The organism is Paenibacillus cellulositrophicus, from assembly GCF_009363095.1.
Classification (GTDB): domain Bacteria; phylum Bacillota; class Bacilli; order Paenibacillales; family Paenibacillaceae; genus Paenibacillus_AQ; species Paenibacillus_AQ favisporus.
Genome location: NZ_CP045295.1, coordinates 2,403,334 through 2,419,574 on the forward strand (window position 1 = coordinate 2,403,334; position 16,241 = coordinate 2,419,574).

Below are 16,241 nucleotides of genomic sequence, written 5' to 3' on the forward strand. Positions count from 1 at the left end.
AATATCTCTAGCAGGTGAACAACCGCCAATTCCTACTTCCGCGGCAAGAAGATGCCCTCTTTTTTCTGGTAGCGTTCATTGGCCTCCTTCAATACGGCGCTGCCTCCCTTTGACTTCCATTCCTCGATCACCTTCGGCCAATTTTCGATCGGCTCCTGGCCGTAGACCATTTTGACCATGTGGGTCACGAGCACCGGCGGCGGCGTATCCGAAAGCGGAGTGATGTCCGGGTTCTTTTTAAGCGCTTCCAATCTGGGGTCAAATTCGATGCCGTCACGGCCCTCGTTCGCCAGAATGTTATCGAACACACCCATCAGCTTGCGCCCGTCTTCCGTCAGGCTGAGCGATCCCTTGTTGTACGTCGTGTCCTGCACGAGCCACAGGAAGGACTGCCGGTAGCGCTCCTCGTCAACTGCTTTGGAGTCGGTCGGCTGCTTGTAGTTGATTTTGTCCCCGTCCATCGTGTACGCTTCGCCTTCGACACCGAAGGTAAAAAACTCCTCGGCTTCATCCGATACCATCCAGTCGAGGAATTGGATGATTTTCTCCGGATGTTCGTATTTGGCATTAATGAAATAAGAACGGTTTACGTCGCCGTACAAATAATATCCGCCCTTGCCGTCCGGTCCGGTCGGGGAGGGGATCACTTCGAGCTTCGCGTCAGGAACCGTATCCTGCAGCTGGGTCTGCCATTGGAGCAGCTCGTTGGCGTTCATCGACCAGATACCGGCTTTTCCGGACAGGATTGTGTTCTTGAACGTCGTCGGGTTGATCGTGGCAAATTCCTTGTTGATCAGCCCTTCGTCATACATCGTTTTGTAGGTGGACAGAGCTTTCATCATATTGTCTGCATCGAAAAATTTGGGCTGCACCTGACCGTCCACTTCCTCAAACTGGCTTAAATACGGGAAAACATCGTACGCTCCGAAGACCGTATCCGCATATTTGAAGTCCTGACGGCCCATGTACGGATTTTCGACGCCCATCTTTTTAAAAGCGCGCAGCACTTCCATAAAATCGTCGATCGTCTTCGGCACCAGCAGGCCTGCTTTGTCCAACAGATCCTTGCGGATCCAGGTCGCGCGGCGGGAAGGGTTGCCGAGCCACTCCGGAATACCATAGATTTTACCTTCATAGGTCATGCGATTCCAGGCTTCTTTCGGGATTTTTTGCAGCAGGTTCTGCCCGTACTTCTGCAGCAGGTCGTCCAGCGGCATAAAGACCCCCGCCTCCACCGACCCCGCCATCTCTTTCCCGGTGACTCCGCCCTGGCCCTGTACCACGTCCGGAATGTCGCCCGTGGCAAACATTTGCGCCATCTTCTGGTCGTATTCGCTATGCGGAACCAGGCGGATGTCCATGTCGGTGTTCGTCAGCTCCTCCAGCTTCTTCACCCACTTATCCGCGTTAATATCCGGCGATTTTTCCACATGGCCGAAATTCAGCGTCCGCAGCGAAATCGAAAACTTGGTGACCCCGTTGTCCTCCGTGCTCGTCCCCGCATCCTTGCCGCTGGCGGATGAATCATTGTCCTTGCCGCCGCACCCGGCGAGCAGAGATGCCGTCATTACGGTGGCCAGCATCAGGCTTACCCATTTTTTCATCGTATCCCCTCTTTCCCCGCTTTGATTGCTCTTGTGTATGCTCTTTGTTGGATTTGGCAAGTTGATTGTATCGTTAACGTTTGCCCGACCGTGAGGTGGCAACTTCAGTTCGGGTAGTTCATTTTTAAGATTTGACCGCGCCGAGTGTAAGCCCTTTCACAAAATGCTTCTGCAGGAACGGATACAGCAAAATGATCGGCAACGTCGCGATGACAATGGTCGCCATCTTGATTCCCTCCGGGGAGGTAAACGCCAGCTCGCTGAACTGCGAGGCGCCGGGGTCGATGCTGAGATCGTCGGTCTCGAACATCTTTTTCAGCAGCACCTGAAGCGGCCACCACTTCGGCTGATCGATGTAATACAGCGCGTTCATATAGGCGTTCCAATGTCCTACCGCGTAAAAAATACCGAGCGAGGCCATCACCGGCTTGGAGAGCGGCACCACCATCTTCATCAGGATGCGTACCTCCCCGCAGCCGTCGATGCGGGCGGAATCGATGACCTCCGCGGGCAGCTGCTTGAAGAACGAATGCATCACAAAAAAGTTAAACGCGCTGATCGCACCGGGCAAAATCATGGCCCACGGGGTATTCATCAAATGCAGATTTTTCATCAGCAAAAAGTTCGGAATCAGCGGCGCGCTGAAAATCATCGTAATCAGCACCATCAGCATGATCAGCTTCCGCCCGACATACTCCTCGCGGGACACCGGGTAAGCCAGCGTTGCCGTCGCCACCAGGTTGATCAACGTTCCGGCCACCGTAATGAAGACGGAAACCGCGAACGCGCGCCATATGGACGCGTCACTGAACACGTACCGGTAGTTGATCGTCGTAGCGTCCACCGGCCAGAACGTCACCTTGCCCGACGTGACCGCTTCCGATGCGCTGAAGGACTGGGCGATGACGTTCAGAAACGGCAGGAACATGGCGAGCCCGAGCAGGCACATGAACAGGATGTTGAACGCGTTGAATAGTAGATAGCTCCTAGACATCATTCGGTGCAACCGTCGTTCCTCCCTTCTAGTACAGGCCTTCGCCCGTCGTTTTCTTGCTGAGCATGTTGCCGATGAGGACCAGCACCAGCCCCACCACCGATTTGAACAAGCCTACCGCCGTCGTATAGCTGTACAGCTGCGACAGGAGGCCGGAGCGGTAGATGTACGTGTCGAGAATCTCCCCGTTTTCCGTATTGAGCGCGTTCAGGAACACCCACACCCGCTCAAAGCCGAAGTCGAGAAACTTGCCGATGTGCAGCAGGAACAAAATCATGATCGTCGGCAGCAGCGCCGGCAGCGTGATCCGGAGCGTCTGCTTCCACCGGTTCGCCCCGTCGATCTCGGCCGCTTCGTACAGGTCGGGATTGATTCCCGCCAGGGCGGCCAGGTACAGGATCGTGCCGTATCCCATGTCCCGCCAAATGCCCGAGCCGACCAGCACGCTGCGGATGTAGGCGTTGTCGCCGAGGAAGTACACCGGCTCAATGCCGAACAGACCGAGCAGCTGGTTCAAAATGCCCGTGGACGGGGACAAAATGGCCACCGACATGCCGGCGATGACGACCCAGGACAGAAAGTGCGGCATATACACCACGGTTTGGATGACCCTTTTGAACACGACCAGCCTCAGCTCGTTGAGCAGCAGGGCCAGAATGATCGGGGCCGGAAACGCAATGATCAGATCGTAGAGCCCGATGAGCAGCGTATTTTTCAAAATCCGCAAAAAGTCGTAATGCTGGAACATCATCGTAAAGTTGGCGAAGCCCACCCACTCGCTGCCCGTGAATCCCTTAAAAATGTTGTAATCCTGAAACGCGATGATCGAGCCGCCCAGCGGAATGTACTTGAAGATGAGAAAATACACGATCCCGGGAAGGGAAATCACGTACAGCGCCTTGTACTTCCACATGAGGTGGATCAGTCCGCCGCCCCTTCCCGGCCTTCGGACCACGCTTTGGGCCGTCAGCTCGGCTGCTTCCGTTTTGATCGTCGACATATCGGTCCTCCTTTTCGCGCACGTCGTATAGCTGTGCTTATTTTTCATAGTAACGGTGGAGGGATGGGGGTTGCTTGGCATGAACAGGGGTGGGCTGGTTATTTTTTAAGATTGGGGGCGTGGTTGAAAAAAGGACGAAGCCAATACGCCGCTGTATCTTCTTTGGGTGGAGCCGCCTCGAAGAAAGAAATAACGAAACCCAGACTTTTGTGCTCGGGGAGGGACGCATTTGGGATTCCAGCCGCTGTTGAAGCCGTGTTCCTTGATGAGACAAGGAGGTGGGAACACGGCTTCAAAGGCGGCACGTAAACTTTCCACCCCATATGCTTTCCCTCTTTGGAGTTCAGGTGGCAGTGACTGCTGCGTTACAGTTCGATAATTGAAGCTACCTTCTCCCTCTTTCCTGCTGCTAGCCATTTTTATCGCCTCCGGTTACCGCACCAGCACAACGCCTCCGCTCGTGACCTTATAAAATACCCAGCTTGTGGGGGGATGCAAAAAAAGAGGCGTGTGGCCTTACGGCACGCCTCTTTTGGTTATCTAGCTGATTCGAAGGAGCAATAAGGAAACCCATACTTCAGCGCTCGGGGGAGGGACGCATTTGGGGCTTCAGCCGCTGTTGAAGCCGTGTTCCTTTGATGAGATAAGGAGGTGGGAACACGGCTTCAAAGGCGGCACGTAAACTTTCCACCCCATATGCTTTCCCTCTTTGGAGTTCATTTTAGCGGGGACTGCTACCTCTGAGTTAGCTTGCGGAGACTGGCCTTGTCTCCTTACTTTAGCTGCTTGGCCAATTAGTTTTTCCTACGGTTACTGCCGTCAGCACTACTCACCCGCTCGTGACCTTATAAAATACCCAGCTTGTGGGGGGGATGCAAAAAAGAGGCGTGTCGCCTTACGGCACGCCTCTTTGGGTTATCTAGCTGATTCAAAGGAGCAGCAGCGAAACCCCTACACCGGTGCTCAGGAGTGAGCCCCTCCTATCACCGGAACTGCTCAGCAATACCGGCCATAAATTCCTCCTCCGGCACCCTGCTGCGCAAATCCAGCAGGAACTCGGCGTCCGGACCGGCGATATACCGGAACCGGGGAGAAGGATCGGCCGCCGCCTCGTAGATCGTCTTGGCGATGTGCTCTGGTGTGGACGACTGGGTTTCGAAGCTCTCCAGCTGCTTTTTCATAACGGTGCCGGTATAGGCTGCGTACGCCTCCAGCGAATCGTCCTTCAGCACATCCAGCGAACGTCCGGTAAAATCCGTCGCCACGTTGCCCGGCTCCACGAGCTTCACCCGGATGTTGAGCTCAGCCAGCTCATAGTAGAGCGATTCGGAGAATCCTTCCACCGCCCACTTGCTCGCGTGGTACAACGACAGCAGCGGGAAAGCCACCCTGCCGCCGGCCGACGAGACGTTGATCACTGTTCCGCCGCCCTGGGCCCGGAAATGTGGAAGAAGCGCCCGGGTCGTCTGCATCACGCCATGGACGTTGACATCAAACTGTTTGCGTACCTGGGCGTCCGTCGCCGCTTCAAAAGCGCCGAATGCCGCATAACCCGCGTTGTTCAGCAGGACATCGATCCGCCCAAACCGGTCCATCCCCTCTGCTACCGCCGCCTCGATGGTATCCTTCCGCTCCACATCCAAACGGGTCACCAGCACCCGCTCCAAGGACCGCAGTCCGGTTTCCTGTTCCGGCGAACGCATCGTCGCAATGACATTCCACCCCTGCTGCTGAAAAAACTGTGCCGCCGCTTTTCCAATACCTGATGAAGCACCCGTAATCAAAATCGATTTCACGCCAATTCCTCCTCGTTTCTCATTTACAAGGAGATTATAGCGCGTAGAATGAACTATGTAAACTGATATTAACTATTTTAGTTAAGTTTATATAAAATAATTTATATCGTTTGTCTCCACAGCAGACTAAGACGAGCACGGATGCGGGACGGACAAAGGTGATTTAAAGATTTAGGAGGCAAATGGGGAGTCGCCGCAAAGGGAGCCTAAGAACTTCCGTTAGCGTATTACCTAGGAATGAGATTTAGTGTACTACCTCGGAATGAGATTGAGTGTTTTCCCTCGGAATGAAGGATATGGTGCAGACAACAAAAAGAGGCCAACGCGGCCTCTTCTTGCTCATTTACCGGACGGCACTTTGGGTGGCACCGCCTGGTTTTGTTCTTTTTCCATCCCTTTGTAATGATCGATTTTATCGTCAATACTTCGCAAATGATCCCGAAGCACCCGCATTTGCTCATAAATGTGCGCCTGGTGGGCCTCCAGCATTTCCCGCCTTTCCGTTATCGTGGAATCGCCTTCGCTCCGCAGGTCCGAAAACCGCTTCATCTCGCTGATCGGCATTCCCGTTCCCCTTAATCGCATCAAAAATTCAACCCATAACAAATCGGACTCCCGGTACAGGCGGTAGCCGTGCTCATCCCGGGGTACCCCTTCCAACAAGCCAATCCGCTCGTAGTAACGCAGCGTATGCACAGACAGACCCGTTTTTTGGGAAAGCTTCTGAATCGTGTATTGGTTCTCCATGGCTGCATTATATCACTAAATCCCCTGCACAGCGGGCCCTTTGCTTCGATCTGCTTTAATCCCTTGCGTCTCTCTGGAATGGTAAAGTTCCTTGCAAAAAAAGCCTTGCTTTAGAGCGCGCTCAAAGCTGTAGCATAAAACTCAAGAAGCGGTTAAAACATCATTTCAGGAGGTCAAAAACAATGACAAACGAACGTTACGAACGCGGATGGGAAAAGCTGCTGGAAGTCGATGGCGACGGCGGGCAGCGTGTGATGGACTCACTCAGCGATATCGCCCCGGACCTGGGGAAATACATCATCGAATTTGCCTTTGGCGACATTTATTCACGGGAGGGGCTGGACCTGAGGCAGCGCGAACTGATTACGATCGCTTCCCTGACGACGCAAGGGGGATGTGAAGCGCAGCTGAACGTGCACATCAACGCCGGGCTGAATGTCGGGCTGACCGCCGGCGAAATTGTGGAAGCCATCATCCAGTGCGCGCCGTACACCGGCTTTCCCCGGGTGCTGAACGCGGTATTCGAGGCAAAACGGATTTTTAAAGAACGCCATTTAATATAATGGGCGAAGGGGCGGCGGATGAGCCGCCTTTTTTGATCTGCTAGCTGATAGAACTTTAACTTTTTCCGTTCTTATCGCCACAATAGACAGATATCGTTGCAAGCACATCACTACATTCATATGTTAGGTCAGGAAGGTGGTGGTATGTATGGCTAAGTACAAAAGCAGCTCGATCAGCGATAAATGGAAGAAAACGAATTGGTTATTAGAGCAGGGCAATTTACGGAAACATGTCCCCCACACGGAAACTTTTGATAGAAAAAACCTGTTCTCCATGCTTTCCAAATATTCAACCGTTTACTTCAAACCAACGCATGGTTCCGGCGGGGCGGGCATTATTCGGATCAATAAAAAAACAATGGGTACCAAACCCAATTCAAGAAAGAAAAATCCTTCTTTTCAACAGCTGACGAGCTATATCATATGCTTTCCCGCTTTTCTAACAAAAGGCCGTATTTGTTACAGAAGGGGATCCAATTAGCTAAAACGAACGGAAAGCTGTTCGATATTCGCGTGATGGTGCAGAAAACGAAAAAAGGGGAGTGGATCAGTACGGCCGTCTTCGCGAAGATCGGGAGTCCTGGAAAGATTGCAACGAACTATAACCAGGGAGGAAGCCTCGGTTTATTTCAGCCAACGCTGACAGGCGCGGGATTTCATTCGGCCTCCATTCAAAGTACGGAAAAAGCGCTGAAGCAGTTAGGAGTTTCGGTAGCGAAAAATTTTGACCGCCATCTCAAAGGATTTCAGGAACTGGGTTTGGATGTAGCGGTGGAAAAAAAGGAGAAGCTGTGGATATTGGAGGTCAATACACGGCCTCAAATTTATCCGCTAAAATATTTAAAAGACAAAAAGTTATACCAACGAACCCTATCTTATGCAAAGCAATATGGGAGGCTCAAATAACAGCCATCAAGACGCCATGAGCAAACATGGCTTTTTTTGTTATACATCAATCCTTCGAGAAGATCCTTAACTCGACTAACAACAAAATGATAATATTATTCATTAATTATTTATTGTAAAACGATAAATGATGTGCTAAATTCGAGGAACAATAATGATTAAGAGGTGTTTTTATGAAACGGGTGTCAACTCTCTTCTTAAAGGTGGCTGTGTTTCTGATCGGCATGCCAATCCTTGCTTTGTGCATCTTTGTGGTGCCCGGGATTGCGAATTTCGCAGCAGAATTGTATCCGGATCATGCCTATCTCAAATATCTCGTGTTTGCTGACTTGTATGCATCGGCAGTCCCTTTTTACCTCGCTCTGTATCAATCCTTTAGACTGTTGATTTATATCGACAGAAATGAAGCCTTCTCGGAGTTGTCCGTAAGAGCGCTAAAGAATATCAAATACTGTGCGGTCGCCATCAGTATTTTGTATGTGGCCGGCTTGCCCCTCCTATATCTGATTGCGGAGGCAGACGACGCTCCGGGTGTCATTTTAATCGGACTAGTCATTATTTTTGCATCCATGGTGATCGCTTTCTTTGCTGCTGTTCTTCAGAGGCTTTTGAAAGAAGCGATCGATATCAAATCGGAAAATGACTTAACGGTCTGAGGTGAAAACAATGGCTATCGTAATCAATATCGATGTAATGCTGGCGAAAAGAAAAATGAGCGTAACCGAGCTGTCGGAACGGGTAGGAATCACCATGGCTAACCTGTCTATATTGAAGAACGGGAAGGCGAAAGCGATTCGATTATCGACGTTAGAGGCGATTTGTAAGGCGTTGGATTGCCAACCCGGAGACATTTTAGAGTATCGGAGTGATGAAGATCATGATGGATCATAGCCGAATAGTGGAGTCACCGGTTATCAGAGCGTTCAAGCAGCTCGTTCGATTCGGTTGGGAGCAGGCTTTATCCTGTTTGTTCCCGGTCGTGATTTTTGCCTCCTTGGCTTTGACGAAAATCATCCCCCTCCCCTTTCTGCCCAGGTATGATTGGCTGCTGATCATTTGCCTCCTGATGCAGTGGTGGATGGTTCGCTCCGGACTCGAAACACGGGACGAACTCAAGGTGATCACGATGTTCCATCTGATCGGGCTGGCACTTGAACTTTTCAAGGTACATATGGGCTCTTGGTCATACCCGGGAGAAGGATATTTCAAAATATTCGGAGTCCCTTTATACAGCGGGTTCATGTACGCCAGCGTAGCGAGTTATCTTTGCCAGGCATGGAGAAGACTCAAGGTTGAACTGATGAATTGGCCGCCGTTTGCGGTCGTTGTCCCCCTTGCGGCTGCGATCTACTTGAATTTTTTCATACACCATTTCTGGATTGATGTCCGTTGGTGGTTGTCCGGACTTGTCATCCTTGTCTTTTGGCGGTCCTGGGTTCAATATGAGGTGAACGGAACGCGTTACCGTATGCCGCTTGCCCTGTCCTTTGTGCTTATCGGATTTTTTATTTGGATCGCAGAAAATATCGCCACGTTCTTTGGCGCCTGGCAATACCCTAACCAGGCTGAGGCCTGGAGTCTCGTTCATCTTGGAAAAGTAAGTTCATGGCTCTTGTTGGTGATCGTCAGTTTTCTGATTGTAGCGACGTTAAAGCAGGTAAAAGGAAAAATCCCATCGGAGTAGACCGGGGACATTTAAGCGATGATTATCGCAAGCCCGGAAGTGATTATAAAAAAGAAAGGCGGCCGGATGGGCCGCTTTTATGATTCCAGCATATGTTTTTCGGATAGTCCCGTCGTTCCCCATTAGGTTCCCGGCCTTGATCCCCGCTCAGCCTCCCGCAGCTTATACAAAATGCTCAGGAAAATGCCTTCCCGGATCGCCTTCTCCCACAGCCCGTCGCAAAAGCGTTCCTGCCGGACGAAATAGGTCAACGCCGCCCGCAGCAATTCCATATCCCGGGGCATCTCCATTCCGCTGATCGCTACCGGCGCAAGAGCATCCCCCTTCTCGAGCTGCTGCAAATAATCCTTCATCATCAGTCCGCTGCCGCTGACGGCTGCGATGAAGCGCTGAACACCGGCGTCGTATACCGGATAAGGCATCGTTATCACGCCTTCCTCGCTTTGGGTGCCTCCGACCCATGTGCAGAAGGACGTGTTTTTATTTTCAAAATAACGGATCCATTCCTGCAGCTCCTGCTCCTGAAAACCCACCATTGCCGATCCCTCCTTGGTTCTAACATATCACAGCTGCCGTAAGCTGCGCTTCCCGAAAAGGACATTCGATTGGGCGATTCATACAACCTGGTCATTGGGTGCGCCTATATCGGTCCGACGTGAGGTGTACCTGTACGGCTAGAAAATTTGCTCCGCCAGCATCACCGTTTCCATCTCCGGCTCAGCGTCCAGCTCCTCGGACAGGACCCGTACAAACGCATCGTAATGCCTCTGTGCCTCGCCTGTTTCGCCGGCCTGAAGGTAACTGAGCAGAACTTTCCGGCATACCTCATCCGAAAAAGGTTCGACGCTCTGCAGACCCAGCAGCCGGTCCAGGGCCCTGCGCGCCTGTCCGACGGCTTGTTCATATTCGGCGGCCAGCAGGCTGGAACGCACGAATTGGCGCCGAAGCTCCTCGCGGGCCGACATCGCCCAGCCGTAATCATGCTCCTCAAGATAGTCGCCCTGATATTGGGCCAGTCCGCTCTGCAGGCGCTGCAGGTCGCGCAGGTCACGGATTTCTTCCATGGCGGTATCCCTCAGGAACCCGTCCACGTCCACCTCGACTTCCCGCTGAACCAGACAATAGCTCTCATGGGAATAATCCACGGTGGAGCCCAGTCCCCAGGCTTTCAGCATTTTGCGGACCTGGTACACGGAAGTATGCAGCTGGGTCACCGCCTTATCGGCGGAGAGTTCCGGCCATAGGGTCATCAAAATCTGGTCCTTCGCGACCCACCGGTTGCGGTGATGCACCAGCAGGGCGAACATCTCCTGCGCTTTCTGCGTCCGCCATTTGAGCCGGCTGCCGCTCCCCGTGCCATCCAATACCTCAATCCGCTTAAAGCAAATGATTTGGGGATCCTGCCGGACAAGGACAGGTGCCGCGGTCTGCTGCTGGGGCGCCAAACGCGCCTCGAGCCGGCTCACCGTTTTGGCAAACCGCTCGGGATCGACCGGCTTCAGCAGATAGTCGATCGCGTTTACCTCGAACGCTTCAATCGCGTACTGATTGTACGCCGTCACGAACACCACCTGAATGCCGGGATGCATAGCGTGCAGGCGTTCCGCCGCCTCCAGCCCGTTCAGACCTGGCATTTCGATATCCAGAAACGCGATGTCCACCGGAATTCCCTCGGCATGCTTCAGCGCCGCCCGGACCTGTGTAAACTTGCCGGCGATCTCGATTCGCCCGTCCCCTTGAATCAGCCGCTCCAACTGAAGCAGCGCCGGATTTTCGTCATCGACCAATATCGCTCTCATGCTTGTCCTCCTCTTGTGTCATCCGAGAGTCACGCGCTGTTTCTGCTTCGGCACATGGAACCGGACCACGGTTCCCCGCTCCGGATCGCTGTCGATCATAAGCTCCGTGCCAAAAAGCGTCAGCAGGCGGGCGTTAATATTTTTCAGCCCTACACCGTTCCCGGCTCTGCCTTCCCGTACGGCTTCCATCCGCTCCGGGGTCATGCCTGTCCCATTGTCCTCGACTGTAATCTCCAGCCGTTCCTCCAGCTCCTGCACTGATATCCGAACCCTGCCGCCCTCTTCCTTGCGCATGATTCCGTGCCTGACCGCATTTTCAACGATCGGCTGGATCGTGAGCGGGGGCACCAGACGATTCATATCCGCCTGAATGTCGTAGTCGACCTGCAGCCGGTCCTCAAACCGGGCCTTCTCCAGGTTTAAGTAGGACGTAACCAAGGCCATCTCCTGACGAAGGACGGTCAGCTGGTCCCGGTTGCGGAAATCGAAGCTCCCCCGCAAATATCGGCTGAGCTCGTGAAGCAATTCCGCCGTCTTCTCCGGGTCGATAGGCAGCAGGGCGATCATCGTATTCAGCGCATTATACAGAAAATGCGGCTTAATCTGGGCCTGAAGAAAGGCCATTTCCGCCGAAATGGCGTTCCGGACCGACCTGCGCAGCTCCAGCAGGGTTCTGACCCTGGCCCGCAGCTCTTCGGCATCAACCGGCTTGCGCAGGAAATCGTTCGCTCCGGCCGACAGCCCGATGCGGACATCCTCCGGCAGGCTTCTGGCCGTCAGAAGAAGAATCGGAAGGGCCGACAGGGAAAACTGCCGGCGCACGCTTCGGCACAGGTCGAGGCCCGACATGCCCGGCATCATCCAATCGGCAATGACCAGATCGATCGACTGCCCGGACTGGATCTTTTCCAGCGCCTCCTGCCCGTTGCTGGCCGTCATCAACCGGTAGCCCTCGAGTGCAAGCAGATTGCGCAGCACCTGAAGATTAACGGGATCGTCGTCCACCATCAGGACGGTTGCGCGTTCCGCCCCGTGATCAGGCATCTGCGGATCCGCAGGCGCCAGTGCCGCAGCCGTTTCCTCGCGGATGCGTTCCGAAGAGATGCCGGCTGCTGCGCGATCTGCCGTTGTCGGTCTTGGACCGGCGGCAGGAACGGTGAAATGAAAGGTTGAGCCCCGTCCCAGCTGCGATTCGACCCAAATGCGGCCGCCGCTCAGCTCAACGAGCCTTTTGGTAATGCTGAGCCCAAGGCCGGTGCCGGAAGATTCGTGCCCCTCCGGCATGTCCAACTGATCAAACGGAGTAAAAATAGCCTCCAGCCGATCCGCCGCAATGCCAATCCCGGTGTCGGCCACTGAGATATGCACGGCGTCGCCCCGTTGGCCGGCCGCAATCCGGATACTTCCGCTGGAAGTATTCTTCACCGCATTGCCAAGGAGATTAAACAAAATCTGCTGAAGACGGTCCTCGTCCGTCAGCAGGAAAGGCAGATCCTCCGGCAGGCTTTCCTCCAGCATGATTCGTTTGCTCCCCGCGAGATTGCGGATGATCTCCAGCACGGAACCGGTCACCGAAGCCAAATCGACTGGCTGCCGCCTCATGACGATCTCCCCGTTCTTCAGCTTGGCAAAATCCAAAATATCGTTGATGAGGAGCGTCAGCCGCTTCCCTGTCGTCATGATCAGCTTGAGATTGCCGCGCTGCTCCCGGTTCAGTTCCCCGGAGGCCCCTTCCAGCAAGGATTGGGCCATGTTGACCATTCCGTGCACGGGTGTCCGCAGCTCATGGGAGGTGTTCGCCATAAACTCATCCTTCAAACCATCCAGGGTCAGGAGCCTGCGGGACAACTGCTCCACTTCATTAAACGTCCGGTCGTAGCGCCGGGCGAGCAGGGCCGACTGAGTCACGACGAAGATCAGCATTTCTACGGGAGTAAAAACCATGCCTTCGTAGACCCCGATCAACGGGAGCAGGTTGGTGATAATAACCATGAGGATGCTGATGATGCCGAGAATCGTCAGCAGGTATTCTCCCGAATTTCGCAGCCGGCGGAGGTCCCGCAGCATGATGCCGATAATGTAGGTGATGCATAACGCTGAGAAGGCGACCAGCAAAGGTTCGATCTTGGAGAACAAAATACTGGGAAAAATAATCGCAACCGCGATGGATGCCCCGCCGAGAAACGCGTAGGAACGCATGACGATGGGATGAACACCGCCGCGTACTGAAGCGGACACAAACTTTAATAAAAAATAGTAGATCAGTGCGGATATTATCAGCTGGCTCTTTAAGATCCACTCATAGGATAGGCCCGGCAAAATGCCGGCAATCAGCTTCTCTCCGTGCAGCAGGACATAACCCATCGCCGTCAGGCAAAACAACCCTAGATGCAGGGAGGCCGGCTCCTTCTTGCGGATTTGCTGAAATCCGAGAAAATATATGGCCGCGGTAAAAAATCCGGCGATCGTCATCCAGTTGGCGAACAAATACATCTCCTTGCTCTGCATAATCGCGTGCTGCTCCCCGAACAGGATCGACGTAAATACGCCGCCGGTGGTATACAAGTAATTGGCGACCTGAACGATAATTTCGATCCGTCCGCCTGAAAGGGTGGCAAAACCCAAGAAGGGAACGTTATTCTGAACGCCTTCATCGGCGGTACGCCCAGGATTTCCGCTGGCTCCAATCTCGTAACCGCCCATGAACACCCGGCTGGCGGAACGGATATTGTTGGTCTGCAGGCCATACGTCAGCGCTTGCCCCGGCTTGACCTGAACGATCAGGCGAAACGTCCCGTAGCCCGCGGCCATTCGCTGTCCGTCCTCCGCAATATAATCGTTCCAGGCGCCCGGCAGGCGTGCCATCCCGGACAGCCTTGGACGCTCGTCTTCCTTCACGGTGATGCTGCGGTCAAAATCTTTTGGGGTCAGCAGCTGGCTCCGGTAAAATTCCCATTCCCCGTTCAAGCTGATCGCTCCCTGATGCCCGAGATCCAGCTTACTGAGGTCAAGGACCCCTTCCACCGCCGTAGGCTGCCTGTCCATCACGAACTGCTGCCAAACGGCGTACACCGGCAGAAACAGCACCAGCAGCATGCCGATGATAAAAATAATCCATTGCCTTTTCATCCCAACGCTCCCCGGGCTTTACGCAGGGTAAAGCCTATATTCAAGCCGCTTATCGCGCGCTTTATTCCGTCAAAGCAACCGCTATACTTTATGTCGGCGCCTTGAGCCCAAAACGTAATAAAAAGCCCCCCTCAAAAAACATTTTTTTAACCATCAAAAGTAAAAAACGTCTATCGGCGTCATTCAAGGAAGCCAAACCGTTGTACTATGGCAGCTTTTCTTGCGATATAAGGAATCCAGGTCTCCGAAGCATCACATCCTTGGATCAAAAAAAGAGACCTTTCGGTCTCTTGATTCCCAGCCACAACTTGATCCGTCCCATGGCCAAACGAGCTTCATAATTCCCTAACTTTGCTGGGACTGAAGCTCACGCCAAACCTTCTTGTTGCTGTATTCCTTATCCGTGCTGATGTCCTTCCCGAACCATGCCGGGGGAACGAAGCTTTCGGCCTCCTCCTCCGAGCCGAACTCCACTTCCAGCACCATCAGCTGGATTTGATCGTACTCATCGATCTCCACCTGCACGCCATCCCACAGCGCCGTAGAACGCTTTTTGATCAAAGGAACGGCGCCATGGGCCTGAATCATCTGATCATACAAGCCGCCGGCGATGGATACCTCCACCTCTTCCCGGGCGATGCCGAACCCCCTCTTGAACGTATGCGTATACTCTACGTCTCCGCTGGCGGCGTCGGTTATTTTCCGAACCCTCAGTTCCTGATCTTCATACAGCGCAAGATACGTCTGCTCGATCAGCTGCTCCTTGACGATCCGCAGTTTTCCTTCCCTAACCTGAGCCGCCGGGAATTCCGGCAGCAAAAATTTGCGTTCAATTTCTAGCGGCACCCGCTGTTCCCCCTTGAAAATGGTTAAGCCGGTACCCGGCTCTATCCATCCATTCATTTTGATTTAAGACTTACCCCTTACACTTCATCCACAACATAGCATTACCCATTATACGAACGAAACCATAGGAGGACAATCATTGGATTGCCGTTCACCCTTGTATTCCGGGATTTAGGCCTTTTATAATGTAACTATTCTTTCAAAGGGGTGAAGCGAATCGTGGCACTGCATTTCGTTCGAGGTATGTAATTTCCGGGCTGGGTCAAAACGCGTACCAGCTATCAAGGGACACGTCTGTCCTTTGATCCATTTGGAAACGAACCGGCAACGTCTGCACGCGTCACTATTCTCTTACTTTTTGAAAGGTGGAACAATCTATGGATTCTTTTGATTATAAAAAATTTTACAATGAAGTCGGCCAAATGAACGGCTGGGATTTCAGCCGATTGAGCGTGACTGTTGAAAATGCCCTGTGGAATTTTTGGAGCGAAGTTTCCTCCCGCTGTAAGGCCGGAGATATTTTACTGGATATCGGCACCGGAGGCGGCGAGGCTCTGCTGCGCTTGGCGGATGCGGCCCTGCTTCTGATCGGCATCGACCATTCGGCAGCCATGATTCATACCGCCAACCGGAACCGGGAACAATCCGGTAGGTCCAACATCCGCTTCTTGCCGATGGAAGCTTCCAAGCTCGGTTTTCCTGACCGATTCTTTCAGGTGATCAGCTGCAGGCATTCGGAGTTCAATGCGGCCGAAGTGGCCAGGGTGCTGACCGATGACGGAGTGTTCCTCACCCAGCAGGTCGGCGAAAGTGATAAACGCAATCTGGCACAAGCTTTCGGCAGAGGCCAATCCGGGAATGCCAAGCGGGGAACGCTTATGGAGCGGTATGCCGTCGAACTGAAGGAAGCCGGATTCCGGCAGATCGATTGCCGGCAATACGATGCGTTGGAGTATTATGCGACGGCCGAAGACTTGATCTTTTTGCTGAAGCACACCCCGATCATCCCCGGCTTTGGACAGACGGAGTCGGATTTTCAGACGCTGCACCGCTTTATTGCCGAACACCAGACGCCGAAAGGAATCCAGACGAATGCCGACCGGTTTATGATCATCGCTTATAAATGAATGTTTATGGCTAGAATCCGTTTCTTCATCTTCATAGCCTCCTTAG

General features: G+C 53.3%; 16 protein-coding genes. 7 read left to right on the top strand and 9 right to left on the bottom strand.

Annotation, left to right across the window (positions count from 1 at the left end; translation table 11 throughout):
• Positions 1-32: 32 nt before the first annotated feature.
• The 5 genes from GCU45_RS10875 to GCU45_RS10895 form a co-directional block, all read right to left on the bottom strand.
• On the bottom strand, positions 33-1,604 hold the full coding sequence (locus GCU45_RS10875; RefSeq protein ID WP_152398932.1) for an extracellular solute-binding protein: 1,572 nt from the start codon (positions 1,602-1,604) through the stop codon (positions 33-35).
• A 124-nt stretch (positions 1,605-1,728) separates the two neighbouring features.
• Positions 1,729-2,601, bottom strand: coding sequence for a carbohydrate ABC transporter permease (locus tag GCU45_RS10880; RefSeq protein WP_152402962.1), 873 nt, complete (start codon positions 2,599-2,601; stop codon positions 1,729-1,731).
• Positions 2,602-2,626: 25 nt separating this feature from the next.
• Entirely contained in the window at positions 2,627-3,598 is a 972-nt protein-coding gene (locus tag GCU45_RS10885; RefSeq protein ID WP_152398933.1) for an ABC transporter permease, read from the bottom strand.
• 983 nt (positions 3,599-4,581) lie between these two features.
• Positions 4,582-5,394 carry an SDR family oxidoreductase gene (locus GCU45_RS10890; RefSeq protein WP_152398934.1) on the bottom strand — a complete coding sequence of 271 codons (813 nt, stop codon included), beginning with the start codon at positions 5,392-5,394 and terminating at the stop codon, positions 4,582-4,584.
• A 339-nt stretch (positions 5,395-5,733) separates the two neighbouring features.
• Positions 5,734-6,141 (bottom strand): MerR family transcriptional regulator, encoded by a 408-nt coding sequence (locus GCU45_RS10895; protein WP_152398935.1) that lies wholly within the window; start codon positions 6,139-6,141, stop codon positions 5,734-5,736.
• Between the two features lie 182 nt (positions 6,142-6,323).
• Here GCU45_RS10895 and GCU45_RS10900 point away from each other — a divergent pair, with 182 nt between their 5' ends.
• The 6 genes from GCU45_RS10900 (at position 6,324) to GCU45_RS10920 (ending at position 9,294) form a co-directional block, all read left to right on the top strand.
• Complete coding sequence (locus GCU45_RS10900; RefSeq protein ID WP_152398936.1) at positions 6,324-6,704, top strand: carboxymuconolactone decarboxylase family protein; 381 nt, start codon at positions 6,324-6,326, stop codon at positions 6,702-6,704.
• Positions 6,705-6,852: 148 nt separating this feature from the next.
• Positions 6,853-7,185, top strand: a complete 333-nt coding sequence (locus tag GCU45_RS34175) for a YheC/YheD family protein (RefSeq protein ID WP_244364516.1) — start codon at positions 6,853-6,855, stop codon at positions 7,183-7,185.
• Positions 7,128-7,610, top strand: a complete 483-nt coding sequence (locus GCU45_RS34180; protein WP_244364517.1) for a YheC/YheD family protein — start codon at positions 7,128-7,130, stop codon at positions 7,608-7,610. The genes GCU45_RS34175 and GCU45_RS34180 overlap by 58 nt, the downstream gene beginning before the upstream one ends.
• Positions 7,611-7,783: 173 nt before the next feature.
• Positions 7,784-8,266: a DUF2975 domain-containing protein gene (locus GCU45_RS10910; RefSeq protein WP_145948355.1), complete on the top strand. Its 483-nt coding sequence runs from the start codon at positions 7,784-7,786 to the stop codon at positions 8,264-8,266.
• A 10-nt stretch (positions 8,267-8,276) separates the two neighbouring features.
• Positions 8,277-8,501, top strand: coding sequence for a helix-turn-helix domain-containing protein (locus tag GCU45_RS10915; protein ID WP_076173767.1), 225 nt, complete (start codon positions 8,277-8,279; stop codon positions 8,499-8,501).
• A gap of 22 nt (positions 8,502-8,523) precedes the next feature.
• Complete coding sequence (locus tag GCU45_RS10920; protein ID WP_116233959.1) at positions 8,524-9,294, top strand: DUF817 domain-containing protein; 771 nt, start codon at positions 8,524-8,526, stop codon at positions 9,292-9,294.
• A 122-nt stretch (positions 9,295-9,416) separates the two neighbouring features.
• Here GCU45_RS10920 and GCU45_RS10925 read toward each other — a convergent pair whose 3' ends face one another.
• From GCU45_RS10925 to GCU45_RS10940, 4 genes are all read right to left on the bottom strand, one after another.
• Positions 9,417-9,830: a DUF6508 domain-containing protein gene (locus tag GCU45_RS10925; protein WP_152398937.1), complete on the bottom strand. Its 414-nt coding sequence runs from the start codon at positions 9,828-9,830 to the stop codon at positions 9,417-9,419.
• A 138-nt stretch (positions 9,831-9,968) separates the two neighbouring features.
• A complete protein-coding gene (locus tag GCU45_RS10930) occupies positions 9,969-11,093 on the bottom strand; it encodes a response regulator (protein WP_152398938.1) in 1,125 nt (374 codons plus the stop codon).
• A gap of 18 nt (positions 11,094-11,111) precedes the next feature.
• The gene (locus GCU45_RS10935) at positions 11,112-14,222 is read right to left on the bottom strand and encodes an ATP-binding protein (RefSeq protein ID WP_152398939.1); all 3,111 of its coding nucleotides are present in this window, start codon (positions 14,220-14,222) and stop codon (positions 11,112-11,114) included.
• A 345-nt stretch (positions 14,223-14,567) separates the two neighbouring features.
• Positions 14,568-15,068, bottom strand: coding sequence for a CYTH domain-containing protein (locus GCU45_RS10940; RefSeq protein WP_152398940.1), 501 nt, complete (start codon positions 15,066-15,068; stop codon positions 14,568-14,570).
• A gap of 377 nt (positions 15,069-15,445) precedes the next feature.
• Here GCU45_RS10940 and GCU45_RS10945 point away from each other — a divergent pair, with 377 nt between their 5' ends.
• Positions 15,446-16,195, top strand: coding sequence for a class I SAM-dependent methyltransferase (locus tag GCU45_RS10945; RefSeq protein ID WP_152398941.1), 750 nt, complete (start codon positions 15,446-15,448; stop codon positions 16,193-16,195).
• Positions 16,196-16,241: the final 46 nt, after the last annotated feature.